Here is a 22,075-nt window from a genome sequence, read left to right as displayed (position 1 = left end):
CTGCCTTAGGTTTTATAGGGTTAAACAATGAATACTGGTGCGAGCCGCCGCCTGCGGGTCCAGCCTGGCGACATTCGCCAGCAGAGGAAGCAGACCTTTTGCATCGCGGTAATAATCAAACTGCCCGGGTAAAAGAACGCGTCTGCTGCTGTCGTCCAGCTCGCGGTACTTCAGCCAGCGGTGCACATCGAACTGGCTGGCGCGGGAGAGCCATCCCCCGGAGCCCACCACTTTGCGCACGGTGGTGAGATCGCGCCCCACCTGCAAATCGACGTTGCCGACGCAGGTACAGACCTGTTTTTTGGTGCCGGCATGGCGTTCGCTGGCGTACCCCACGCACAGCCCGGCCAGTAGCGTGTCGAAATGTTTTTCTTCTTCGGTGACAGGCAGATAATCCGGATGTGCGACCAGATGACGCAGATAGCCATAAAACGCGTCCTTGCGTTGAGGCTGATGGGCGAACACCGCGTTCACCAGTTCCTGCGTACTTTCACCGACCACGACCGCCGAGACGCGCATGCCGAGGTCTCCCTCTACGGTGCGTTTCACAAATGGCTCAGGCACGCCGTGCAGAACGGTATCCGGCGAGAGCGTGTTGGCGCTGGCGGAATAGACGTCGGTGGTGGCACCGCCCATGTCGATCAGCATGAATTCTTTCCACGCGCTGTCGACCTCACTGATCGCTTTCACCAGCTCGTAGACGGTCCACGGTGTGGGCATCGGCTCTTCGCCGGTTTCCCCGACGATAACGTCAAGTCCTTTCCCCTTCACGATGCGGGAAAGAAACACATCGCAGATGGCCTTGCGGGCGGCATAAGGATTCGGGTGATCGAGGTCAGGCAACACATTGTCGACGGTGATCAAATCTTTATGGCCAAGAATGGCCTGCACGTCGTCCTGAATATCGCGATTTCCGGCGTAAATAATGGCGCAATCCAGCGAGGACGCTGCCAGCGCGCGGGCATTGGCAAGACCGTAGCTCTCTTCTCCGCCGTCCGTACCGCCTGTGAACAGCAGGATGTCCGGCGGGGAGTCCTCCAGCGCCTGGATATCGTGGCGGTTCAGTTTGTAGGAGTAGTACTGAGCGATTTTGGCGCCCGCTGAATGGGCGGTGACTTTGGCCGACTCCAGGGTTATCGACGGCACCAGCCCCATTGCGGCAACGGCGAGGCCGCCTTTTGCCGACGAAGAGTATTTCAGCGTAACGTCCCCGCTGTTCAGCAACGGTCGCGCATCGGCAACGTTAAGCACCTGGTTCAGGCTGGTAAAGAAGCCCTCCGCCAGATGGTGGGTTGTCGTTGGGGTCAGCACGTGGTTGACCAACGTAAGCGCATCACCCTCCGGCGTGAAGAGTGCGGCTTTGGTCCACGTCGAGCCAATGTCGACTGAGACGATTTGCATCAGAAGCCCTCTTCAAGACAGAGCTCTTCAACGCGCTGACGCTGCTGGATATCATTCGCCATCAGCTGACAGACGTCTTCCAGGTCGTGGCTCGGGGCGAACACGCGGTTGAAACCCATCTCTTTGAATTTGGCTTCGACATCGGCAAAATCGTGCTTACCCACGACCAGATTACCGCCAACAAAAAGCAGAATGTCGCCGATACCGCGTTCGATGCAGCGCTCACGCAGCCCCTGGCAGTCGATGTCGCCATGGCCGTAGATGGATGAAACGACAATAGCATCAGCACCTGTTTCGATGGCCGCATCAATATATTCATCCTGGCTTACCATGACACCAAGATTGATAACGTGAAAATCATGAGAAGTAAAAACGCGGTCCAGAACTTTATTGCCTACCGCATGGCAGTCAGCACCAATGACGCCAATGACAAGTGTTGATTTCTTCATGGGTAATCCTCTGTAGGGCTGCTTGTGAAAATACAATGGGTATTAAAAATGAATAATGTACACAGGGTCTGCTAATGGTGTTGAAGTGTGTTTGGAAGAGGAAAGGGAAGCAATTGATCTATTTTCAAAAAATCCTTCCCAAAACGATGATGGTGATGTCTTGTTATTATAAAGTCTGTTAAATCAAGGTGTTGCGTGTGGCTTATTATTGCTTTGATATTTATCTGTAAACGTTGCTGACAAAACCAATGTAATATTTGTGATCGCGCGCCTGTTTTATTGCTGAGGGCGTTTAATATTGTTTTTAAGCGTAACAGGCATCGCGATATTGTCGTGCGGGCAGGGCGGGGACGTTATTCGCGGTTTTATTGATATTGGTCATAAATACCATTCGTACAATTAAGAGAGAGTGATAAACACATCAACTTTTTGACCTGTGGAGGGGATATATAATTCAGCGCTAATTTTAATTATCCGTTTTCTTGCGTCTTTGAATATTTAATCTGAGGATATAATGATGAGTAAAGGGAAAGTTTGGCTTGTAGGGGCAGGGCCTGGCGATGCGTCTTTGATAACGGTAAAAGGTCTGCACTGTATCCGCCACGCGGAAGTGATTGTCCACGATCGCCTGGTTAACCCCGAACTCCTGGCGCAGGCTCCGGCAGGCTGTTTGATTATTGATGTCGGTAAAACCCCGAGCCATCATCCGGTTCCTCAGGAACAAATCAATGCCCTGCTGGTCAGGCATGCCGGGGAGGGACGGCAGGTGGTGCGCCTGAAAGGCGGGGACCCTTACGTTTTTGGTCGCGGGGGTGAAGAGGCCGAGCAGCTGGCGAAAGACGGCCTGTCGTTCGAAATTGTGCCGGGGATCAGTTCTGCGATTGGCGGGCTGGCCTATGCCGGGATCCCGGTCACGCACCGTCATTACGCCTCCAGTTTTCATATTGTGACCGGTCATATGTGCCAGGGGAACGACCCGCAAAACTGGCATGCGCTGGCGAAAATCAACGGAACGCTGATCGTTTTGATGGGAATGACCCGGCTGACGGAAATCTGCCAGCAGCTGATCGAGGGAGGCATGTCCGCTGCGACGCCGGTGGCGGTGGTGATGTATGCAAGCCAGTCTCGTCAGCAGATCGCCAAAGGTACGCTGACCGATATCCATCTTGAGGTTGAACGTCAAAAACTGCATGCCCCTGCGCTTATTGTCGTCGGTGAGGTCGTCAACCTGCAGGAGATACTGGCGTTTACCGCATCACATCTTGCGCTGAATGAGGTTGCTGTCTGATGTTATCCTCACATCTAACGAAATAGCCGAGTGAAACGAATGAGTGAGCATGGTGGTAACGTTCTGGAAACGGGGCTGCAGTTGGGGATCGATCCCGGGTTACTGTTGGACTTTAGCGCGAACATCAATCCGTTAGGGCTACCCGAGCGCGTCAGGTCGCTCATTGTGTCCCATCTGGATATCATCATGCAGTATCCGGACGTTGAATACCGCCATCTTCACCAGGCACTGGCCAGCGCCAGTCGGTGTGAGTATGACCAGACGATTGCCGGGAATGGCGAAACGGAGTTGATCTATGGCCTGGTGCGAACGCTTGCCCCCCGCCGGGCAATGCTGCTGGTGCCGGGGTTTGCCGAGTATCGCCGCGCATTGCAGCAGCAGGGATGCCAGATAATCGATTATGTACTGAGTGAGTCGAACGGGTTCCAGGTGGATTGTTCCCTACTGGACGCCGTTCGCGCGCACCGGCCCGATTGCCTGTTCATCGCGACCCCAAACAACCCTACCGGGTTAATGCCTGATGCCGATCTACTCGACCGGCTGGCCTCGCTGTGCGAAGCGCTGCAGATTGCGCTGATTGTTGATGAAGCATTCATCGATTTTATGCCGCAGGGCTCGACGCTGGCCCCACGGCTGGCTGAGTCACGCTATCTTTACCTGCTGCGTTCCCTGACCAAGTTTTTTGCCATTCCCGGACTGCGCCTGGGATATCTGCTGAGCGGAAATACGCACACTATTCGCCAGATGAAACGCACCCGTGAACCCTGGTCCGTGAATGCGTTATCGGCGCTGGTGGGGCAGCATTTGTTACTGGATGAGGACTATATTTCTCGCAGCCATGCCTGTATCGCCCGGGAGCGGGATTTCCTGTTGCAGGCGATGACGCGCTTTTCATCGCTGGTGGTCTGGGAGCCGCAAGCCAATTTTATTTTCTTCCGCTGCCTGCGTCAGGGGTTCAACCTGAAGGCAGCGCTGCTCGGCCATCACATCCTTATCCGCCACTGTGAAAACTACCCAGGGCTCGATCGTGACTACTATAGAATTGCCGTGCGTACCGAAGCGGAGAACCGCCGGTTTATTGCCGCGCTGAGTCAGGTTTTAGAAGGCTAAGGCGATGGACTATTTCCCGATTTTTGCAACCTGAAGGGTAAACGCTGCCTGATCGTCGGTGGCGGGCAGGTGGCGACGCATAAGGCGAAGAGTTTGCTGGCAGCCGGGGCAGTGCTGCGTCTGGTTGCGCCCACCCTGACGCCAGAACTTGCCGGCCTGCACGCGTGCGGTGACATCGAATGGTTCCCGGCAACGTTTGCGCCGCAGTATCTGCACGCCTGCTGGCTGGTCATCGCCGCGACCAGCGATCCGCAGGTGAACCGTCAGGTCGCCGGGGCCGCCAGCGCGAGGCATCTGTTTTGCAATGTCACAGACGACCTTTCTGCTGCCACCTTTATTTCACCGGCCATTATTGACCATTCACCGGTTATTATTGCGCTCAGCTGCGGGGGCAACGCGCCGGTGTACAGTAAGATCCTCAAAGCGCATGTCGCCGCGCATCTTCCTCCGGGTATGCAGAAAAGCGTGCGGCTGGCGGGAGCGCTTCGTGAAAGGGTAAACGGTGTGTGCAGTGACCGGGAGCGCAAGCGTGCATTTTGGGCCGCGTTCTTCCGGCATGTTCCGCTGCAACAGGCCTTAGCGCAGGAACACGAACACGAGGTCAGGCAGCAGGTGGAGTGGCTCATTCAGCACAGGTTGCTCTCAGAGTAGCGTCACGCCGCCTTTTACCATCTGTAGCAGGTGTTGTTCAGGCCAATGGCGGGTGAGCTGTTTTTTCGCTAACAGCCATTTCACATAATCGACATCGTCTTTATTTCTGTCCAGCATCAGCCCCACGACGCTGCCGCTGTGCGCCACGTTGACCCCGTAGATACCGCACTCCTCCACCAGTGAGAGCAGAGCGTCAAAATCCGGTTTTGGCAACAGCGTCTGGCTGGCGATGGCGCTGAGGGTGGCCGCTTCGCCCAGCCGGTAAGGGCTTTGCGTCATACAGGCTTCCTGTACCTTTTCCCATGCGCGTTTCAGCGCTGGCGCACCGGCATGTAGCCCAGCCTGACGCGGGATGCGGTGGTAATCTGCCGTGCGCAGCGTTTGCGGACTTTCCAGAACAAGCAGGTCGAGAGTGGGCTGGGCGTCGCAGGGAATTTGGGTAGAGGCGTCGTTATGATCGAAAAGGGTTAACTGGCGAAACACGGTACTGTCGGTGGGTTCGAGCGAAACGCAAAGCGTTGCCAGCGCGCTTTCGTCGAGCTGATGCCCCAGATGGTGGGCGGTGGCGACGGCGGTGGCGGCAATATCTGCGGTGCTGCTGGCCATCCCTTTGGCAATCGGGATGGTCGAATGCACATGAATGCGAATCTCCTGGCTCAACTGCGCCGGGTAGTGCCAGTACTGCAATACCCGTTCAACCATCGCGCGCGACAGCGGGCGTTCATCCGCCAGAGGTGAGCCGTGGCTCACCTCAACAGTGCTGTACCATTCGACAGGGCAGGAGACCAGCTTTTCACTGCCCAAAATCCAGCCCTGGATAAGCTCACCGCACGACGCGGGGCATTGCGCAACAGCCACGTTCTCACCTTTCTGATCAGTCATTTCTGAAACATAGTGTCATGAGGATATTCCTCTTACCTTGATATACCGCAAATTCCCTTTCTGGATAACCTACATATTATTCTGCGATCCCGCTGAACGCGTAATGCATCAATAAAATCGCACGGGCTTACGTTTAATAGCCATATTATGGTATTGCCAGTTTTTAATATCTTAATGAATTTTGATCACGATAAAATGAAAAAATATCAAGTGATGCAATAACTTGTCATAGCGCAATAAATATAGAGATTTTAAGCGTAATTATCTTTGCTTTTTATTTTTTGTGATAAAACGTTGAGTTATTGAGAAAGGCGTCAATTACTCTGATGCCACGTTTTACTCAGCAGGTATTTTTTTTACGGTTAAGTAATTACCTAAGGTGAATTGAAACGCCGTAAATAGCATTGCTGTTTTCTTTCTCATAATGTAAGCCGACAGGTTTGCCACATTTGTGGCAGGGAAGGGGGTGACAATCCCCCGCAGCCCCCGCTGCTGTGATGCTGACGACCCCGTAATGACCACTGATCGTGAGATTGGGAAGGACGGGCGAGGAGGACGCTAAGCCAGAAGACCTGCCTGTCGGGAACGTTCAACAACTTCGGTGGGAAGTGGGTTGTACTGATGCATACAGTCGAAAGACTGGGGCGACGTGTATCTATACCACCCATCCACCCTGAACAGGATCAGGGTCATGGAGCCAAAGCAGTACGCGTTTGTTCTGGCAGGTACAGGAAGCGGTTGTGGTAAAACCACGGTGACGCTTGGCCTGTTGAGTCTGTTAAAACAGCGTGAGTTACGCGTCCAGCCGTACAAAGTGGGCCCTGACTATCTTGATACCGGCTGGCATACCAAAGTCAGCGGTACCGCCTCCCGCAACCTCGACAGCTTCATGCTGCCTGAACCGATCCTCAACGCGCTGTTTTGCGAGCATATGCAGCAGGCGGATATCGCGGTCATTGAAGGCGTGATGGGGCTGTATGACGGCTACGGCACCGATCCGAATTATTGCAGCACCGCCGCGATGGCAAAACAGCTGGGCTGTCCGGTGATTCTGCTGGTAGACGGCAAGGCGGTTTCTACGTCGATTGCCGCGACCGTAATGGGTTTTCAGCGATTCGATCCCACCCTCAATATTGCCGGGGTGATTGTTAATTGGGTTAACAGCGAATCACATTATCAGTTGCTCAAAGCGGCAATTGAACACTACTGCACGGTACCCGTCCTGGGTTATGTGCCTCGCGTTGAGGGTGTCGGTTTACCCGAGCGCCATCTCGGATTGGTCACCGCCCGGGAGTCGGTTGCGGACTCGCAGACCTGGCAGAATTTTGCCGCCCTTCTCGAACGTACGCTGGATATCGAACAACTTCTCGCACTCAGCCAGATGGCGTCGCTGCCGCAGGGTGCCTGGCCTGCGCTGCCTGATGGGGACGCCGGGTGCGGGTTAACGCTCGCGATGGCTGACGACGACGCCTTCAACTTCTATTACCCGGATAACATCATGCTGCTCGAACGTACCGGGGTCGAGATAATCCGCTTTAGTCCGCTCCGGGAGAGCCGTTTACCTGACTGCCAGATGGTCTGGCTCGGGGGCGGTTACCCGGAGCTTTATGCGGCACGGCTTGCGGAAAACACCACAATGCTCGCCAGCCTGCAGGAGGCACACCGGCGCGGCGTGGCGATCTACGCCGAGTGTGGCGGGCTGATGTATCTCGGCAGCGCGCTGGAAGATAGCGAGGGGGTGACCCACCGGATGGCCGACATTCTCCCCGGCCACAGCCGGATGGGTAAACGGCTGACCCGTTTTGGCTATTGTGAGGCGCAGGCGCGCCAGCCCACGCTGCTGGCCGATGGCGGGGAGGTGCTGCGTGGGCATGAATTCCACTATTCCGACTTCTTCCCCGATACCCCAGCGGTGCTGGCGTGCCGAAAAGTGCGCGATGGCGTGACGATGCAGGAATGGGCGGGCGGCTGGCAGGTTGGCAACACGTTCGCAAGCTACCTGCACCTCCACTTTGCCCAACGTCCCATGATGCTCAGCCGCTGGCTGGCGGCGGCGAGGGGGGCGCGATGACTCTGCTGGCATGGTGCGTCGCGTGGCTGCTCGATGTCATCATCGGCGACCCACAAAACTGGCCGCATCCGGTGCGCTGGATAGGCAACCTGATTAATGCGGTGCAGCGCGGCATACGCCACTGCTGCCATAGTGACGCGGCGTTACGCATTGGCGGCGGCGTAATGTGGCTGGCGGTGGTGGGGCTGACCTGGGGCGTGGCCTGGGGCGTGCTGACGCTCGGACGGATGGTGCATCCCTGGCTGGGCTGGGCCATTGAAGTGTGGATGATTTTTACCGTGCTGGCCGGACGCAGTCTGGCAAACGCCGCACGGGACGTTCAACGCCCTTTGCAAGCGGGCGACCTTGATGAAAGCCGCGAAAAACTCTCCTGGATAGTGGGGCGCGATACCTCTCAGCTTCAGCCGGAACAGATCAACCGGGCGGTGGTGGAGACCGTCGCGGAGAACACGGTCGACGGCATTATCGCCCCGCTGTTTTTCCTTCTGCTGGGCGGTGCGCCGCTGGCGATGGCCTATAAAGCGGTGAATACCCTCGATTCAATGGTGGGCTACAGGCACGAAAAATACCGCGCGATCGGCATGGTCAGCGCCCGTATGGATGACGTGGCGAACGCAATTCCCGCGCGCCTGAGCTGGCTCTTGCTGAGCATTGCGGCGTGGCTATGCCGCGAGGGACCCTCCCGCGCGCTGCGTGTCGGCTGGCGCGACCGCTACAACCACAGCAGCCCCAACTGCGCGTGGGCTGAAGCGACGGTTGCCGGCGCGCTGGGCGTCCGGCTTGGCGGACCCAACACCTATTTTGGCCAGCGCGTGGAAAAGCCCTGGATTGGCGACGCGCTGCGCCCGATTGCGGTAGACGACATTTCCCGAACGATTCGACTGATGTGGGTTTCCTCCACCCTGGCGCTGGTGCTGTTTATCGCAGCTCGCTGGCTGACGGTTGGCGTGACCTGAGGACAAGAGACAATGCAATACATCCAGCAACCCCAGGCGATTGAAGCCAAAAGTTTCGACATCATTGGCGAGATCATTCGCGAAACGCGGCCGGAGTACCGGTTCGCCAGCCCGCTGCATGAGGCGATCGTCAAGCGGGTAATCCATACCACTGCAGATTTTGACTGGCTGGATATTCTCTGGTTTTCAGATGACGCCATAGAGCAGCTTTGCGCGGCGCTCCGTCGCCCCTCCGTCATCTATACCGATACCACGATGGCGCTCTCCGGGATCAACAAAACGCTGCTGGCCACATTCGGGGGCGAATGTCGTTGCTATATCAGCGACCCGCGGGTGGTAGCACAGGCAAAAGCACAGGGAATCACCCGCTCGATGGCGGCCGTTGATATCGCGGTGACGGAAGGGAGTGAGAAGATCTTCGTCTTTGGCAATGCGCCAACGGCACTGTTTCGCCTGCTTGAGCATGATGTTGTCGTCAGCGGCGTGGTGGGCGTCCCGGTGGGGTTTGTGGGGGCGGCGGAATCGAAAGAGGCGCTGACGCACAGCCATTTGCCCGCTATTGCGGCACTCGGGCGCAAAGGCGGCAGCAATGTGGCAGCAGCGATTGTGAACGCCATGCTCTATTACCTGCAGGGGGCGCGATGAGCGATTCAACCTTCGATGCCCCGGTATGGCATAACGGGAAGGCGTTACGCAAAGGCTACACCACCGGTTCCTGCGCGACCGCGGCAGCGAAAGTCGCCGCGCTGATGGTGCTGCGCCAGCACCTCATTCATCAGGTCTCCATTGTCACGCCCTCCGGCGTTACGCTGTGTCTGAACGTGGAATCGCCGCACATTGAAGGACAGCAGGCGATTGCCGCCATCCGCAAAGACGGCGGTGATGACGTCGATGCCACGCACGGCATGCTGATTTTCGCCCGCGTGACGCTCAACGACAGCGGCGAGATTACGCTGGCGGGCGGCGAAGGCGTGGGGACCGTGACGCGCAAAGGCATTGGCCTGCCCCTCGGCAGCGCGGCGATCAACCGCACACCGCGTCACACCATTGAAGCCGCGGTGCGTGAGGCGATTGGCCCGACCCGCGGGGCCGACATAACAATTTTTGCGCCTGAAGGGGAAGAACGGGCCCGGAAAACCTACAACTCACGCCTCGGGATCCTGGGCGGCATTTCGATCATCGGCACAACTGGCATTGTGACTCCGATGTCAGAGGAGAGCTGGAAACGATCGCTTTCTCTTGATCTGGAGATTAAACGCGCGGCCGGGCTGGAACGGGTTGTGCTGGTACCGGGCAATCATGGCGAGCGTTTTGTGCGTGAGCAGATGGGCATCGATGAAGATGTCGTGGTCACCATGAGCAATTTTGTCGGCTACATGATCGAAGAGGCGGTGCGGCTGGGATTTCGCCAGATAGTGCTGGTCGGCCATCCTGGCAAACTGATCAAAGTTGCCGCCGGGATTTTCCACACCCACAGCCATATTGCTGATGCACGCATGGAAACGCTGGTGGCGCATCTGGCGCTACTCGGCGCGCCGCTGGAATTACTGACCACCGTCAGCGATTGCGATACCACCGAAGCGGCGATGGAACATATCGAAACCTGGGGTTTTCAGGTTCTTTACAGCCACCTTGCCGAACGTATCTGCCTGCGCGTGATGCAGATGCTGCGCTTTACCAAAAATCCGCCGGCCTGTGACGCCATTCTGTTTTCTTTTGATAACCAGGTGCTGGGCAGCAACCGCCCGGTCGAGGCGATAGCCCGGGAGCTGCAATGTTAACGGTCGTGGGAATGGGGCCAGCGGGACTGTCCCTGATGACGCCCGCTGCGCGAGACGCCGTTGAGCGCGCCGATGCGCTGGTTGGCGGAAAACGCCACCTGCAGGCGTTTCCGGCGTTTGGCGGCGAGACGTTTGTCCTCGGCGCCAACATTCCGGAGCTGCTGGCCTGGGTTGAGGCGCGTCAGGAGAAAAAGGTGGTGATTGTCGCCTCCGGCGATCCGCTGTTTTACGGCATCGGATCGCGGATGGTGGCGCATTTTGGTATTGCGCGCGTGCGCGTGATTCCCGGCATCAGCGCGGTGCAGTACCTGTGCGCGCAGGCGGGCATTGATATGAATGAGATATGGCTCACCAGCAGCCATGGTCGCAGCGTGAATATTGATGAACTGGTACGGCATCGCAAAGTGGCGATGGTCACCGATAGCCAGTGCGGGCCGAAAGAGATTGCCGCGCAGCTGGTCGCACGCGGTAAGGGGCATCGCTGGATGGTGATTGGTGAAAACCTGGCGATGGCAAACGAACGGATCCACTGGCTTCCCGTCAGTGAGGTCAGTGCCGACTATGAGATGAATGCTTTGGTGATCCTCGATGAAAGATGAACTGTTTCTGCGCGGCGAAACGGTGCCGATGACCAAAGAGGCGGTACGCGCGCTTGCCCTCGCGAAACTGGAGCTGCACCGCGTCAGCCATCTGATTGATGTAGGCGCGGGGACCGGGAGCGTGTCGATAGAGGCTGCGCTGCTGTTTCCCTCTCTGCGCGTCACGGCCATTGAGCGTAACCCTGCGGCTCTGCAACTGCTTGCGGAAAATTGCCAGCATTTTGCCTGTCGCAATATCACGATTTTGCCGGGCGTTGCACCGTTACCGGTGGCGGATAAGGCCGATGCGGTATTTATGGGCGGCAGCGGTGGCCATCTGACATCGCTTATTGACTGGTCCATGCGCCAGTTACATCCAGGCGGACGTCTGGTCATGACGTTTATCCTGATGGAAAACCTCACCACCGCGCTGACCCATTTGCAGCAGATCGGCGTGCAGGACATTGATTGCCTGCAAATGCAGAGCTCCGCGCTGACCCCGCTCGGCAGCGGCCACTATTTCAAACCGAATAATCCTGTTTATGTTATCGCCTGTCAGAAGGAAGAACACCATGTCTGAGACGTTTGATTCCCGTTGTGTGTGGTTTGTCGGTGCAGGTCCCGGCGATCGTGAGCTCATCACGCTCAAGGGATATCGGCTGCTGCAGCAGGCGCAGGTGGTTATCTATGCCGGCTCGCTTATCAATACCGAACTGTTGGCCTATTGCCCGCAGGAGGCCGAATGCCACGACAGCGCGGAACTCCATTTAGAACAGATCCTTGACCTGATGGCGGCAGGCGTGAAGGCCGGAAAAACGGTGGTACGTTTACAAACCGGTGATGTCTCGCTCTACGGTTCCGTCCGTGAGCAGGGCGAAGAGCTGACCAAACGCGGCATCGCCTGGCAGGTGGTGCCCGGCGTCAGCGCCTTCCTCGGCGCCGCGGCGGAGCTTGGGGTCGAATACACCGTTCCCGAAGTCTCACAGAGCCTGATTATTACCCGCCTCGAAGGCCGTACGCCGGTACCGGCGCGTGAACAGCTGGAGTCATTTGCCAGCCATCAGACCTCCATGGCGATTTATCTCTCGGTCCAGCGGATTCACCGGGTGGCGGAACGTCTGATAGAAGGTGGCTACCCGGACACCACGCCCGTTGCCGTCATTTATAAAGCGACCTGGCCGGAAAGCCACACCGTACGCGGCACGCTGGCGGATATCGCCGACAAGGTACGCGAGGCGGGGATCCGCAAAACGGCGCTCATTCTGGTCGGGAAGTTCCTGGGCGAGGAGTATCACTACTCAAAACTCTATGCTGCGGATTTTAGCCATGAATACCGCCAGGCCTGAGTCCATCGCGCTGTTTTGTCTGACGCCGGGTGGCGTGCAGCTGGCGAAACGCCTGGCATTGATGCTGCCGGTAACCTGCTTTGCCAGCGAGCATTTGCAGGAAGAGGGCTTTGTCTCCTTCAACGGCGGCTTTGCCCCGGCGCTTCGCGAGGCGTTCACGCACTACCCGGCGCTGATTTTTATCGGCGCAACCGGCATTGCGGTTCGCGTCCTGGCGCCTTTGATCGACGACAAACTGAGCGACCCGGCGGTGGTGGTGATCGATGAGCGTGGGCAGCACGTGATTAGCCTGCTTTCCGGCCATGCCGGCGGCGCGAATGCGCTGACTCGCTACCTGGCGGGAATTCTGGGGGCTGACCCGGTGATAACCACCGCCACGGACGTCAACGAGATGGCCGCGCTGGATACCCTTGCCATTCAGCTCAATGCCCGAATGCGCGATTTCCGAACGACGGTAAAAATCGTCAACCAGATGCTGGTGAGCCACCAGCGGGTAGGGCTGTGGTGGGATGTCGAACTCGATAGCGACGTCAGTCAGTGCGATCGGCGCGGATTTATTACCGTGAGCGACCTGCAGCACCTCCCTGAACTGGATGCGCTGGTGTGTATTACGTTGCGAAATACGTTGCCGGAACTGCCGCTGCCGCACTGGAAGCTGGTCCCGCAGCGGGTTGTGGCAGGCATCGGCTGTCGACGCAACACGCCGTATTCGCTACTGGCGACGCTGCTGGCGCGTCAGCTTGAGGCGCAGCAGTTCGATCCGCTGGCGCTGAAAGCGATTGGCAGCGTCTCCCTTAAAAAAGACGAAGCGGGCCTGCTTCAGCTTGCCGCCTGCTGGCGTGTTCCTTTTGAAACCTTTACCGCTGACGCGCTGCGTGAGCACGAACATCGCTTTGCGGCCTCACCCTTTGTACGCCAGACGGTTGGGGTGGGGAGCGTCTCGGGTCCGGCAGCGTGGCTGCTGAGCCATGGGCAACTACGAGGAGAAACCCTGCGCGAACAGGGCGTCACTATCACTTTGGGAGTTTCACACTGATGTTAAGCGTAATTGGAATCGGCCCGGGCTCGCAGGCCATGATGACCATGGAAGCCGTAGACGCGTTACAGGCGGCAGAAATCATCGTTGGCTACAAAACCTACACCCATCTGGTGAAGGCGTTCACGGGCGACAAACAGGTCATCAAAACCGGTATGTGTAAGGAGATTGAACGCTGCCAGGCGGCGATTGAGCTGGCGCAGGCCGGGCATAATGTCGCGCTTATCAGCAGCGGCGACGCCGGTATTTATGGCATGGCGGGGCTGGTGCTGGAGCTGGTCAGCAAACAGAAACTGGACGTTGAGGTTCGCCTGATCCCCGGGATGACGGCCAGTATCGCCGCCGCCTCTCTGCTTGGCGCACCGCTGATGCACGATTTTTGCCACATCAGCTTAAGCGATCTGCTGACGCCGTGGCCCGTCATCGAAAAACGCATTGTCGCCGCGGCAGAAGCGGACTTTGTCATCTGTTTCTATAACCCGCGCAGTCGGGGTCGCGAGGGCCATCTGGCACGCGCATTTGAGCTGCTGCGCGCCAGTAAAAGTCCGCAAACGCCGGTAGGGGTAGTGAAATCTGCCGGGCGTAAAAAGCAGGAGAAGTGGCTAACCACGCTGGGTGACATGGACTTTGAGCCGGTCGATATGACGAGTCTGGTGATTGTCGGAAATAAAGCCACGTATGTGCAGGAGGGGCTGATGATCACACCGCGGGGTTATGTGCTGTGAAATATGGCGACGTGCTGGTCATGGGGGGCACCAGCGATGCCCGCGCGATCTGCCACCAGCTGGATGCGGCTGGCGTGGCCTACACCCTGTCGGTGGCGACGCCCACCGGGCAGCGGCTGGCGGGCGACGTTAAGGGGCGCGTGCGCTGTGGTCGTCTGGAGCCGCAACAGATGGTTGACTGGCTTACGGAAAACAGGACCCGCTGGGTGATTGACGCTTCGCATCCCTACGCTGAGGTGGTCAGCCGCAACATCCTGACGGCCTGTGAAACGGTGGGCGTGTTGCTTAGCCGCTATCAGCGCCCTGAACAGCTTAGCGAGCTGACGCATCCGCTGCTCTACAGCGTGCCGGGAATTGAAGAGGCCTGCGACATCGCGCGGCGTCTTGGTGAACGCGTGCTGCTGACTACCGGGAGTAAAGATCTGGCGCGCTGGCGTACCGCGCTGCCGGAGAAAACGCTGCTGGCCCGGGTACTGCCGGTGCCCGAGATCCTTGAGCAATGCGCCGGGCTTGGCTTTGGTGTTTCCGAGATTTTCGCTCTGTGCGGACCATTCAGCGCTGAGTTTAACGCGGCGTTTTATCGTCAGTGCCGGGCTGACGTGATGATAACCAAAGCGTCCGGGGCGGAAGGTGGTTATCGGGAAAAGGTTCAACCCTGTCTGGATGCGGGCATTCCCTGCATCGTGATTACACGCCCGGCACCGCTGGTGACGGGAGATGAGTTACTGGAAAGTCAGGCCGCATTCGCCGGGCGTTTAGCGCGTTGGATGGCCGTTGCTTAAGGAGATAGTGATGAAAAAGGCGCTTCTGGTGGTCAGCTTTGGTACCAGCTACCACGATACCTGCGAGAAGAACATTGTGGCCTGCGAGCGTGCGCTGGCGGAAAGCTGCCCTGACCGTGAGCTGTTTCGGGCATTCACCTCCGGGATGATTATTCGCAAGCTGAAACAGCGTGACGGCATTGAGATCGATACGCCGCTGCAGGCGCTGAAAAAGCTTGCGGCTCAGGGATATCAGGATGTGGCGATTCAGTCCCTGCATATCATCAACGGCGATGAGTACGAGAAAATCGTCCGTGAAGTGCAGAGCCTGCGCCCGCTGTTCACCCGCCTGACGCTGGGGGTACCGCTCCTGAGCAGCCACGACGATTACGCGCAGCTGATACGCGCATTGCAACAGCAGATGCCAGCGCTTGGGGCTACGGAAAAAGTGGTGTTTATGGGCCACGGCGCCAGCCATCACGCCTTTGCGGCCTATGCCTGCCTTGACCACATGATGATGGTCCAGGGTTTCCCTGCCCGCGTCGGCGCGGTGGAGAGCTACCCGGAAGTCGACATCCTGATTGAGAGCCTCGCTAAAGAGGGCGTCACCGCCGTGCATCTGATGCCGCTGATGCTGGTGGCAGGCGATCACGCCATTAATGATATGGCCTCTGATGCCGAGGATTCCTGGAAGACGTTGTTTAACGCAGCCGGGATCGCGGCGACGCCGTGGCTGAGCGGGCTGGGAGAAAACCTGGCGGTGCGCGCGATGTTCGTCGCCCATCTGCAGCAGGCGCTGAGCGTCGCGATGGAGGAGGCAGCATGAGCGGCAAACTGTACGCCCTGAGTACCGGGCCGGGCGCGTCTGACCTTATCACCGTGCGCGCCTCACGGATCCTCGGTTCGCTGGATATTCTCTATGCCCCGGCCGGCCGCAAAGGCGGCGATAGCCTGGCGCTCTCTATCGTCCGGCCGTTTATCGGCCAACAGACCGACATCCGCTGCTGCCACTTTCCCATGAGCGCCGACGATGCTGAAAAAGAGGCGGTGTGGGATGAGGTGGCCGACGCGTTAGTCAGGGCGGTGAACGACGGAAAACAGGTTGGCTTTATCACCCTGGGCGACGCCATGCTGTTCAGCACCTGGGTGTTCTTACTGCGACGCATCGGCAATCCGGACTGGCTGGAAATTGTGCCCGGGGTGACGTCGTTTGCCGCGATTGCCGCGCGGTCCAAAACGCCGCTGGCGATGGAACAGCAGTCGCTGGCGGTGATCGCCTGTACCGCGCCGGAAGCGGAGATTGCACAGGCGCTGCAGCAGCACGACAGTCTGGTGCTGATGAAGGTGTATGGCCGGTTTGCGCGCATCAAAGCGCTGCTGGCGCAGGCCGGGCTGCTGAATTGCGCACTGATGATGTCAGAGGCCACGCTCCCTGGCGAGCAGTGCTGGCGGCATCTGGATGAGGTTGCTGATGACCAGCCGTTACCCTATTTCTCGACCATTCTGGTCAACAAACAGTGGGAGTATGCGTAATGAAACTCGAACAACAGCTTAAACAGCTGTCATTTGGTGGCCTGGCGGCGGCGCTATTGCTGATGGTGGTGCCGGAGCAGGCGTTCGCAATGCACATCATGGAAGGGTTTTTACCGCCGATGTGGGCGCTGGCGTGGTGGCTGCTCTTCTTACCGTGTTTGTGGTACGGACTGGTGCGCTTGCGCCGTATCGTGCAGGAGGATAGCCACCAGAAAGTCCTGCTGGCGCTGTGCGGGGCATTTATTTTCGTGCTGTCGGCACTGAAGATCCCATCGGTAACCGGCAGTTGTTCGCACCCCACCGGCGTGGGACTCGCCGTGATTCTGTTCGGGCCTGGGGTCGTCGCTATCCTCGGCGCCATCGTGCTGTTGTTTCAGGCGCTGCTGCTGGCACACGGCGGTTTGACCACGCTTGGCGCGAACGGCATGTCGATGGCGGTGATTGGGCCGGTTGTCGGGTATATGGTGTGGAAGATGGCCTGCCGTGCCGGGCTCCGTCGTGATGTCGGGGCATTTTTGTGCGCGATGCTGGCGGATCTGGTGACTTATTTTGTGACTTCGGTTCAGCTTGGCGCGGCGTTCCCGGACCCGGTGACGGGTACCACGGGCTCGATGGTGAAATTCATGGGCATTTTCTGCCTGACGCAGATCCCCATCGCCATCGCAGAGGGATTGTTAACCGTCATGATTTATGACCAGTTGACCAAACGTCAGCTGATTACCGCGCAAGGATACTGAGATGAAAAAAACGCTGATGCTGTTGGCGATGGTGCTTGCCCTGATCGTACTGCCATTTTTTATCGATCACGGGGGGGAATTTGGCGGCTCGGATGGTGAAGCCGAAAATCAAATCCAGGTGGTGGCACCGCAGTACACGCCATGGTTCACGCCGCTCTATGAACCCGCCAGCGGCGAAATTGAAAGCCTGCTGTTTACGCTCCAGGGCTCCATTGGCGCAGCGGTGATTTTCTATATTTTGGGCTACACGAAAGGCAGACAGCGCCGTGATGACCGGGCTTGACAGGCTTAGCTACCAGAGCCGCTGGGCTCACGTTGCGCCGGAACGCAAGTTTCTGCTCTGGCTGGCGCTGATGATGCTGGCGTTTGTGCTGCCGCCGCTGGGACAGGGGATCGTACTGGCGTTGACTGCGGGACTGACCTGCTGGCTGCTGCGTATGAGCTTCTGGCGCTGGTGCCGCTGGATGGCGTTGCCGTTTGGCTTTCTGCTGGTCGGGGTACTGACGATCCTCTTTAGCGTCACCCGAGACCCGCACACGCTGGCGGTTAGCGTCCCCGTGGGGCACTACTGGCTGGGGATCACCGTTTCCGGGATGACCGCCGCCAGTGAAACCTTCTGGCGCAGCCTTGCCGCGCTGGCGGCGACGTTCTGGCTGGTACTGAACTTGCCGTTTCCGCAGCTGATCGTACTGCTTAAGCGGGCGCGCGCGCCGCGTCTGCTTACCGAACAGATTCTGCTGACCTGGCGCTTTATTTTTATTTTGCTGGACGAAGCGCTGGCGATTCATCGCGCGCAGACCCTGCGTTTTGGCTATCGCAGCCTGCCAAAATGCTATCGCTCTCTGGCGATGCTGGTCGGTTTGCTGTTTACCCGGGTGTTGATTCGCTATCAGCAGATGGCGACCACGCTGGATATTAAACTCTACCAGGGTGATTTTCCCCTGTAAGGAATCACACCATGCTGACCACCGCCAATCTCTGGTTTCGCTATCAGGAGGCGCAGGTACTTAAAGGGCTGACGCTGGATTTTTCGACCCATGCCGTCACCGGGCTGGTCGGGGCTAACGGTTGCGGAAAGTCGACGTTATTTATGAACCTGAGCGGCCTGCTGAGGCCGCAGCAGGGGGCGGTTCTGTGGCAGGGGAAGCCGCTGGACTACAGCAAACGCGGACTGCTGGCGCTCCGTCAACAGGTCGCAACGGTGTTTCAGGACCCCGATCAGCAGATCTTTTATACCGATATTGATAGCGACATCGCCTTCAGCCTGCGCAACCTGGGGGTGGCGGAGCCGGAGATCGCGCGGCGCGTCGACGATGCGCTGACGCTGGTCGACGCGCAGCGTTTTCGTCAGCAGCCGATCCAGTGCCTGAGCCATGGGCAAAAGAAGCGAGTCGCCATCGCTGGGGCGCTGGTACTGGGGGCGCGCTATCTTCTGCTGGACGAGCCCACGGCCGGGCTTGATCCTTCAGGACGCACGCAGATGATCGAGATTATCAGACGTATTGTGGCGCAGGGGAACCACGTGGTGATCTCCAGTCATGATATTGACCTGATTTACGAGGTCAGCGATGCCGTCTACGTGCTGCGTCAGGGAGAAGTGCTGGCGCACGGTGCGCCGGGCGAGGTGTTTACCCGCAGCGAACTGATTGAACGGGCCGGATTAACGCAGCCCTGGCTCGTCAAACTGCATGCGCAACTTGGCCTGCCGTTATGCAAAACCGAAGATGAATTTTTCAGCCGTATGCGACAAAAAAACGTAATGAAGGAGGCCTCATGACGCAGGCAATTATGTTGCAGGGAACCGCTTCTGACGTCGGTAAAAGCGTCCTGGTGGCAGGGCTGTGCCGGATTTTTTATCAGGATGGCCTGCGTACCGCGCCGTTTAAATCGCAGAATATGGCGCTCAATTCCGGTATCACCCCTGAGGGAAAAGAGATGGGCCGCGCGCAGATTTTTCAGGCCCAGGCGGCGGGAATCACGCCAGACGTACGGATGAATCCGGTGTTGTTAAAACCGACCAGTGACCGTAAAGCGCAGGTGGTGCTGATGGGGCAAGTGGCGACCGATATGGACGCGGTCAGCTACCACGCGTACAAACCGCGTCTGCGGGAGCAGATCCGTGATGTCTACAACAGCCTGGCCAGAGAGTATGACGTGCTGGTGCTGGAAGGCGCGGGTAGCCCGGCGGAAATTAACCTGCGCGATCGCGATATCGTCAATATGGGGATGGCCGAAATGGCGCAGTGCCCGGTGATCCTCGTGGCGGACATTGACAGAGGCGGCGTGTTTGCCGCCATCTACGGTACGCTGGCGCTGCTGCACGACCACGAGCGGGCGCGCGTGAAAGGGGTCATCATCAATAAATTCCGTGGCGATGTTGCACTCCTTTATTCGGGCATTGAACAGATAGAAAACCTGACCGGCGTGCCGGTGTTGGGCGTTATGCCGTGGCTGGATGTGGATCTGGAAGATGAGGACGGCGTGGCGCTGCAAAAGGGAAAATACCTGCGAACCGCGCCGCGTGATATCGACATTGCCGTGGTGCAGGTTCCGCATATCTCCAACTTCACTGACTTTAACGCCCTGGCGGCGCAGCCCGATGTTCGCGTGCGCTATGTTCGCTCTCCCCAGGAGCTGGCGGGGGCTGACCTCGTGATTCTCCCCGGCAGTAAAAATACGCTGGGCGATCTGGCCTGGCTGCGGGAAAGCGGCATGGCGCACGCGGTGCTGCAGTCCCACCAACAGAACGTGCCCGTCATGGGCATTTGCGGCGGCTACCAGATGCTTGGCGACACCATCATTGATGAGGTGGAATCGGGAATGGGAACCCAGCCAGGGCTGGGTCTACTTCATACCGTGACTCGCTTTGCCCAGCGAAAAACCACGACGCAGGTTTCCGGGCGGATGGCGTCGGCGCTGCCGACGTGGCTTGCCCCGTTATCAGGCATGAAGGTGCAGGGTTATGAGATTCATATGGGAGAGACCCGGCTGATCTCCGACGGTGACCCGGCGCTGTTTCTGGAAAAAGGGGGCACGCACATAGCCGATGGTGCCATCAGCGCTGACGGGAAGGTGATAGGAACGTATCTCCATGGGTTATTCGATAACGATGCGTTCACGCGCGCCATGGTGGATGGCTTACGCCAGCGCAAAGGACTGGCGCCATTAGACGTTGCGGTAGATTACGCGGCTTATAAAGCGCAACAGTTTGATATCCTGGCGAGCGCGATGCGAGAACATATTGATATTAAAAAGATCTATCAAATTATGCGGGAGCATCAGGAGGAGGTCGCATGATATTAGTCACCGGAGGCGCGCGCAGCGGGAAAAGTGCGCACGTCGAACAACTGGCGGCGCAACAGTGCGAACGCGTGCTGTATATCGCGACGTCAGTGATTACCGATGAAGAGATGGCGCTGCGCGTTGACAAGCACCGCGCCCAGCGTCCTGCGCACTGGCGAACCTGGGAAGGGTATCGCGATCTGGGCGATGTGATTCGCCACCAGGTGCAGCCGGGCGAAGGCGTTGTTCTGGAATGCGTCACCACCCTGTTGTCGAACCTGCTCTATGACGCCAGCGGCGGCGCGTCGCCAGAAACCCTCGATTTTTCCGCGCTTGAGGCGGTGTTGCAAGAGCAGGTGGACGACCTGATTGCGGCCTGTCAGCAGTCGGCGGCGCCGGTTTATATTGTGACCAATGAGCTGGGTATGAGCATCACGCCAGAGAATCGGCTGGCGCGTCATTTTGTTGATATTGCCGGGCGCGCGAACCAAAAGCTGGCGCGGGCGGCGCAGGACGTGTGGCTGGTTGTCTCGGGAATTGGAGTAAAGATTAAATGTCGTTAAAAATGTTGTGGGCGACGCTGGGATTTATTACCCGTATACCGGTGCCGCAAAAATGGAGCGACGGCGTTGAATTTTCGCAGTATGGCCGTGGCGTTCCCTGGTTCCCCGTGGTGGGCTTGATCGTTGGCGGCCTGGCCGCCGTAAGCTATCTGGCGGTGAGCCAGACCGGCGGGGGCATCATCATCGGCGCGGTTGCCTGGGTGCTGGCGCTGGTGCTGCTGACCGGTGGGTTTCATCTGGACGGTCTGGCGGACACCTGCGATGGCGTTTTTTCTGCCCGCACCCGTGAACGGATGCTGGAGATTATGCGCGATAGCCGGTTGGGGACTTATGGCGGTCTGGCCATCGTATTCTGCATCCTTATCAAAGTCGCTACGGCGATCTCCCTGGCTCAGCTTCCCGTTAATACCCTCTTTGCACTGCTGGTGTGTGCGCCGATCGTCGGGCGCACGGGAATGGTGTTGGCCATGTACCGGCAGCACTATGCGCGTGAAGGTGCAGGCATGGCAAACGCCTATCTCGGCCATATCAGCGGCAAAGAGACCATCATCACCCTCTGCATCGGCGTAGCGCTCGTGGGGCTGATGGCGGGGATGCAGGGGCTTGTCGCCAGCATCATCGCCTGGATTGCCGTCAACGCGGTAAAGACGTTTTTAAGCCGCCGACTGAACGGGCTAACGGGGGATACCCTGGGCGCGATGGAGGAGATAGGCGAAATGGTCTTCCTTCTGGCGCTTCTGTGGGTCTGACGTATGCGTATTTTTCTGGTCCGGCACGGTCAAACCACCGCTAACCTCAGCGGTGTATTTTACGGGAGTACCGATTTGTCGCTCTCGCCGCAGGGCATTGCGCAAAGCCAGCGTGTTGCCGGGTTTTTGGCCGGGATCGCGTTCGGGCAGACGCGCGTCAGCGCGCTGCAGCGTGC

Annotated in this window: 25 protein-coding genes, 1 pseudogene and 1 riboswitch; of the genes and pseudogenes, 23 read left to right on the top strand and 3 right to left on the bottom strand. The window is 58.2% G+C overall.

Annotated features, from left to right (window positions below):
* Positions 1 to 12 precede the first annotated feature (12 nt).
* Both glmL and glmS read right to left on the bottom strand, forming a co-directional pair.
* Positions 13 to 1,401, bottom strand: a complete 1,389-nt coding sequence (gene glmL, locus LDK53_RS09865; protein WP_045284685.1) for a methylaspartate mutase accessory protein GlmL — start codon at positions 1,399 to 1,401, stop codon at positions 13 to 15.
* Positions 1,401 to 1,850, bottom strand: coding sequence for a methylaspartate mutase subunit S (gene glmS, locus LDK53_RS09860; protein WP_225286360.1), 450 nt, complete (start codon positions 1,848 to 1,850; stop codon positions 1,401 to 1,403). Before glmS ends, glmL begins: the two co-directional genes overlap by 1 nt.
* Positions 1,851 to 2,367: 517 nt before the next feature.
* Here glmS and cobA point away from each other — a divergent pair.
* The 3 genes and pseudogenes from cobA to LDK53_RS09845 all read left to right on the top strand — a co-directional run.
* Complete coding sequence (gene cobA, locus LDK53_RS09855; RefSeq protein WP_225286359.1) at positions 2,368 to 3,138, top strand: uroporphyrinogen-III C-methyltransferase; 771 nt, start codon at positions 2,368 to 2,370, stop codon at positions 3,136 to 3,138.
* Between the two features lie 39 nt (positions 3,139 to 3,177).
* The gene (gene cobD, locus LDK53_RS09850) at positions 3,178 to 4,248 is read left to right on the top strand and encodes a threonine-phosphate decarboxylase CobD (RefSeq protein WP_225286348.1); all 1,071 of its coding nucleotides are present in this window, start codon (positions 3,178 to 3,180) and stop codon (positions 4,246 to 4,248) included.
* A 24-nt stretch (positions 4,249 to 4,272) separates the two neighbouring features.
* Positions 4,273 to 4,899, top strand: a pseudogene (locus LDK53_RS09845) (bifunctional precorrin-2 dehydrogenase/sirohydrochlorin ferrochelatase); the annotation flags it as partial.
* Here the strand turns inward: LDK53_RS09845 and LDK53_RS09840 are convergent.
* Positions 4,891 to 5,757, bottom strand: a complete 867-nt coding sequence (locus tag LDK53_RS09840; RefSeq protein ID WP_225286335.1) for an L-threonine kinase — start codon at positions 5,755 to 5,757, stop codon at positions 4,891 to 4,893. The pseudogene LDK53_RS09845 and the gene LDK53_RS09840 overlap by 9 nt on opposite strands.
* Before the next feature lie 443 nt (positions 5,758 to 6,200).
* Positions 6,201 to 6,376, top strand: a riboswitch (cobalamin riboswitch).
* A 96-nt stretch (positions 6,377 to 6,472) separates the two neighbouring features.
* Here LDK53_RS09840 and LDK53_RS09835 point away from each other — a divergent pair.
* The 20 genes from LDK53_RS09835 to LDK53_RS09740 form a co-directional block, all read left to right on the top strand.
* Entirely contained in the window at positions 6,473 to 7,852 is a 1,380-nt protein-coding gene (locus LDK53_RS09835; protein ID WP_225286324.1) for a cobyrinate a,c-diamide synthase, read from the top strand.
* Complete coding sequence (cbiB, locus tag LDK53_RS09830) at positions 7,849 to 8,808, top strand: adenosylcobinamide-phosphate synthase CbiB (protein WP_225286315.1); 960 nt, start codon at positions 7,849 to 7,851, stop codon at positions 8,806 to 8,808. Before LDK53_RS09835 ends, cbiB begins: the two co-directional genes overlap by 4 nt.
* 12 nt (positions 8,809 to 8,820) lie before the next feature.
* Positions 8,821 to 9,453 (top strand): cobalt-precorrin-8 methylmutase, encoded by a 633-nt coding sequence (locus tag LDK53_RS09825; RefSeq protein ID WP_225286303.1) that lies wholly within the window; start codon positions 8,821 to 8,823, stop codon positions 9,451 to 9,453.
* Positions 9,450 to 10,589 (top strand): cobalt-precorrin-5B (C(1))-methyltransferase CbiD, encoded by a 1,140-nt coding sequence (cbiD, locus tag LDK53_RS09820; protein WP_225286292.1) that lies wholly within the window; start codon positions 9,450 to 9,452, stop codon positions 10,587 to 10,589. Before LDK53_RS09825 ends, cbiD begins: the two co-directional genes overlap by 4 nt.
* Positions 10,583 to 11,188: a cobalt-precorrin-7 (C(5))-methyltransferase gene (locus LDK53_RS09815; protein ID WP_104557299.1), complete on the top strand. Its 606-nt coding sequence runs from the start codon at positions 10,583 to 10,585 to the stop codon at positions 11,186 to 11,188. Before cbiD ends, LDK53_RS09815 begins: the two co-directional genes overlap by 7 nt.
* Positions 11,178 to 11,747: a decarboxylating cobalt-precorrin-6B (C(15))-methyltransferase gene (locus LDK53_RS09810; protein WP_059385504.1), complete on the top strand. Its 570-nt coding sequence runs from the start codon at positions 11,178 to 11,180 to the stop codon at positions 11,745 to 11,747. Before LDK53_RS09815 ends, LDK53_RS09810 begins: the two co-directional genes overlap by 11 nt.
* On the top strand, positions 11,740 to 12,513 hold the full coding sequence (locus tag LDK53_RS09805) for a cobalt-precorrin-4 methyltransferase (protein WP_047958201.1): 774 nt from the start codon (positions 11,740 to 11,742) through the stop codon (positions 12,511 to 12,513). The genes LDK53_RS09810 and LDK53_RS09805 overlap by 8 nt, the downstream gene beginning before the upstream one ends.
* Entirely contained in the window at positions 12,494 to 13,549 is a 1,056-nt protein-coding gene (gene cbiG, locus LDK53_RS09800) for a cobalt-precorrin 5A hydrolase (RefSeq protein WP_094918251.1), read from the top strand. Before LDK53_RS09805 ends, cbiG begins: the two co-directional genes overlap by 20 nt.
* Complete coding sequence (locus LDK53_RS09795) at positions 13,549 to 14,274, top strand: precorrin-3B C(17)-methyltransferase (protein WP_225286275.1); 726 nt, start codon at positions 13,549 to 13,551, stop codon at positions 14,272 to 14,274. The genes cbiG and LDK53_RS09795 overlap by 1 nt, the downstream gene beginning before the upstream one ends.
* Positions 14,271 to 15,056: a cobalt-precorrin-6A reductase gene (locus LDK53_RS09790; RefSeq protein WP_225286262.1), complete on the top strand. Its 786-nt coding sequence runs from the start codon at positions 14,271 to 14,273 to the stop codon at positions 15,054 to 15,056. Before LDK53_RS09795 ends, LDK53_RS09790 begins: the two co-directional genes overlap by 4 nt.
* Positions 15,057 to 15,066: 10 nt before the next feature.
* A complete protein-coding gene (gene cbiK, locus LDK53_RS09785; protein ID WP_225286250.1) occupies positions 15,067 to 15,861 on the top strand; it encodes a sirohydrochlorin cobaltochelatase in 795 nt (264 codons plus the stop codon).
* Positions 15,858 to 16,568: a cobalt-factor II C(20)-methyltransferase gene (locus LDK53_RS09780; protein ID WP_025755932.1), complete on the top strand. Its 711-nt coding sequence runs from the start codon at positions 15,858 to 15,860 to the stop codon at positions 16,566 to 16,568. The genes cbiK and LDK53_RS09780 overlap by 4 nt, the downstream gene beginning before the upstream one ends.
* Positions 16,568 to 17,305: a cobalt ECF transporter S component CbiM gene (gene cbiM, locus LDK53_RS09775; protein WP_225286238.1), complete on the top strand. Its 738-nt coding sequence runs from the start codon at positions 16,568 to 16,570 to the stop codon at positions 17,303 to 17,305. The genes LDK53_RS09780 and cbiM overlap by 1 nt, the downstream gene beginning before the upstream one ends.
* A 1-nt stretch (position 17,306) precedes the next feature.
* Entirely contained in the window at positions 17,307 to 17,588 is a 282-nt protein-coding gene (locus LDK53_RS09770; RefSeq protein ID WP_045284670.1) for an energy-coupling factor ABC transporter substrate-binding protein, read from the top strand.
* Entirely contained in the window at positions 17,575 to 18,252 is a 678-nt protein-coding gene (locus tag LDK53_RS09765; RefSeq protein ID WP_225286437.1) for an energy-coupling factor ABC transporter transmembrane protein, read from the top strand. Before LDK53_RS09770 ends, LDK53_RS09765 begins: the two co-directional genes overlap by 14 nt.
* A gap of 11 nt (positions 18,253 to 18,263) precedes the next feature.
* Positions 18,264 to 19,082 carry an energy-coupling factor ABC transporter ATP-binding protein gene (locus tag LDK53_RS09760; protein WP_225286228.1) on the top strand — a complete coding sequence of 273 codons (819 nt, stop codon included), beginning with the start codon at positions 18,264 to 18,266 and terminating at the stop codon, positions 19,080 to 19,082.
* A complete protein-coding gene (locus LDK53_RS09755) occupies positions 19,079 to 20,602 on the top strand; it encodes a cobyric acid synthase (RefSeq protein ID WP_225286212.1) in 1,524 nt (507 codons plus the stop codon). The genes LDK53_RS09760 and LDK53_RS09755 overlap by 4 nt, the downstream gene beginning before the upstream one ends.
* Positions 20,599 to 21,150 carry a bifunctional adenosylcobinamide kinase/adenosylcobinamide-phosphate guanylyltransferase gene (cobU, locus tag LDK53_RS09750; RefSeq protein WP_045284666.1) on the top strand — a complete coding sequence of 184 codons (552 nt, stop codon included), beginning with the start codon at positions 20,599 to 20,601 and terminating at the stop codon, positions 21,148 to 21,150. Before LDK53_RS09755 ends, cobU begins: the two co-directional genes overlap by 4 nt.
* Positions 21,141 to 21,899, top strand: a complete 759-nt coding sequence (gene cobS, locus LDK53_RS09745) for an adenosylcobinamide-GDP ribazoletransferase (RefSeq protein ID WP_225286191.1) — start codon at positions 21,141 to 21,143, stop codon at positions 21,897 to 21,899. Before cobU ends, cobS begins: the two co-directional genes overlap by 10 nt.
* Positions 21,900 to 21,902: 3 nt before the next feature.
* Positions 21,903 to 22,075 (top strand): histidine phosphatase family protein (locus tag LDK53_RS09740; RefSeq protein ID WP_225286425.1); only part of this gene is annotated, 173 nt, incomplete at its 3' end.

It is taken from the genome of Enterobacter sp. K16B (assembly GCF_020216105.1).
Taxonomy (GTDB): domain Bacteria; phylum Pseudomonadota; class Gammaproteobacteria; order Enterobacterales; family Enterobacteriaceae; genus Enterobacter; species Enterobacter sichuanensis.
Note: the sequence above shows the minus strand (reverse complement) of the source record. Positions and strands in the feature narration are given on the sequence as shown.

Bases quoted from the DNA above. Each gene is read 5' to 3' on its own strand.
- glmL (WP_045284685.1), bottom strand. From the start codon at position 1,401: ATGCAAATCGTCTCAGTCGACATTGGCTCGACGTGGACCAAAGCCGCA.
- glmS (WP_225286360.1), bottom strand. From the start codon at position 1,850: ATGAAGAAATCAACACTTGTCATTGGCGTCATTGGTGCTGACTGCCAT.
- cobA (WP_225286359.1), top strand. From the start codon at position 2,368: ATGAGTAAAGGGAAAGTTTGGCTTGTAGGGGCAGGGCCTGGCGATGCG.
- cobD (WP_225286348.1), top strand. From the start codon at position 3,178: ATGAGTGAGCATGGTGGTAACGTTCTGGAAACGGGGCTGCAGTTGGGG.
- LDK53_RS09835 (WP_225286324.1), top strand. From the start codon at position 6,473: ATGGAGCCAAAGCAGTACGCGTTTGTTCTGGCAGGTACAGGAAGCGGT.
- cbiB (WP_225286315.1), top strand. From the start codon at position 7,849: ATGACTCTGCTGGCATGGTGCGTCGCGTGGCTGCTCGATGTCATCATC.
- LDK53_RS09825 (WP_225286303.1), top strand. From the start codon at position 8,821: ATGCAATACATCCAGCAACCCCAGGCGATTGAAGCCAAAAGTTTCGAC.
- cbiD (WP_225286292.1), top strand. From the start codon at position 9,450: ATGAGCGATTCAACCTTCGATGCCCCGGTATGGCATAACGGGAAGGCG.
- LDK53_RS09815 (WP_104557299.1), top strand. From the start codon at position 10,583: ATGTTAACGGTCGTGGGAATGGGGCCAGCGGGACTGTCCCTGATGACG.
- LDK53_RS09810 (WP_059385504.1), top strand. From the start codon at position 11,178: ATGAAAGATGAACTGTTTCTGCGCGGCGAAACGGTGCCGATGACCAAA.
- LDK53_RS09805 (WP_047958201.1), top strand. From the start codon at position 11,740: ATGTCTGAGACGTTTGATTCCCGTTGTGTGTGGTTTGTCGGTGCAGGT.
- cbiG (WP_094918251.1), top strand. From the start codon at position 12,494: ATGAATACCGCCAGGCCTGAGTCCATCGCGCTGTTTTGTCTGACGCCG.
- LDK53_RS09795 (WP_225286275.1), top strand. From the start codon at position 13,549: ATGTTAAGCGTAATTGGAATCGGCCCGGGCTCGCAGGCCATGATGACC.
- cbiK (WP_225286250.1), top strand. From the start codon at position 15,067: ATGAAAAAGGCGCTTCTGGTGGTCAGCTTTGGTACCAGCTACCACGAT.
- LDK53_RS09780 (WP_025755932.1), top strand. From the start codon at position 15,858: ATGAGCGGCAAACTGTACGCCCTGAGTACCGGGCCGGGCGCGTCTGAC.
- cbiM (WP_225286238.1), top strand. From the start codon at position 16,568: ATGAAACTCGAACAACAGCTTAAACAGCTGTCATTTGGTGGCCTGGCG.
- LDK53_RS09770 (WP_045284670.1), top strand. From the start codon at position 17,307: ATGAAAAAAACGCTGATGCTGTTGGCGATGGTGCTTGCCCTGATCGTA.
- LDK53_RS09765 (WP_225286437.1), top strand. From the start codon at position 17,575: ATGACCGGGCTTGACAGGCTTAGCTACCAGAGCCGCTGGGCTCACGTT.
- LDK53_RS09760 (WP_225286228.1), top strand. From the start codon at position 18,264: ATGCTGACCACCGCCAATCTCTGGTTTCGCTATCAGGAGGCGCAGGTA.
- LDK53_RS09755 (WP_225286212.1), top strand. From the start codon at position 19,079: ATGACGCAGGCAATTATGTTGCAGGGAACCGCTTCTGACGTCGGTAAA.
- cobU (WP_045284666.1), top strand. From the start codon at position 20,599: ATGATATTAGTCACCGGAGGCGCGCGCAGCGGGAAAAGTGCGCACGTC.
- cobS (WP_225286191.1), top strand. From the start codon at position 21,141: ATGTCGTTAAAAATGTTGTGGGCGACGCTGGGATTTATTACCCGTATA.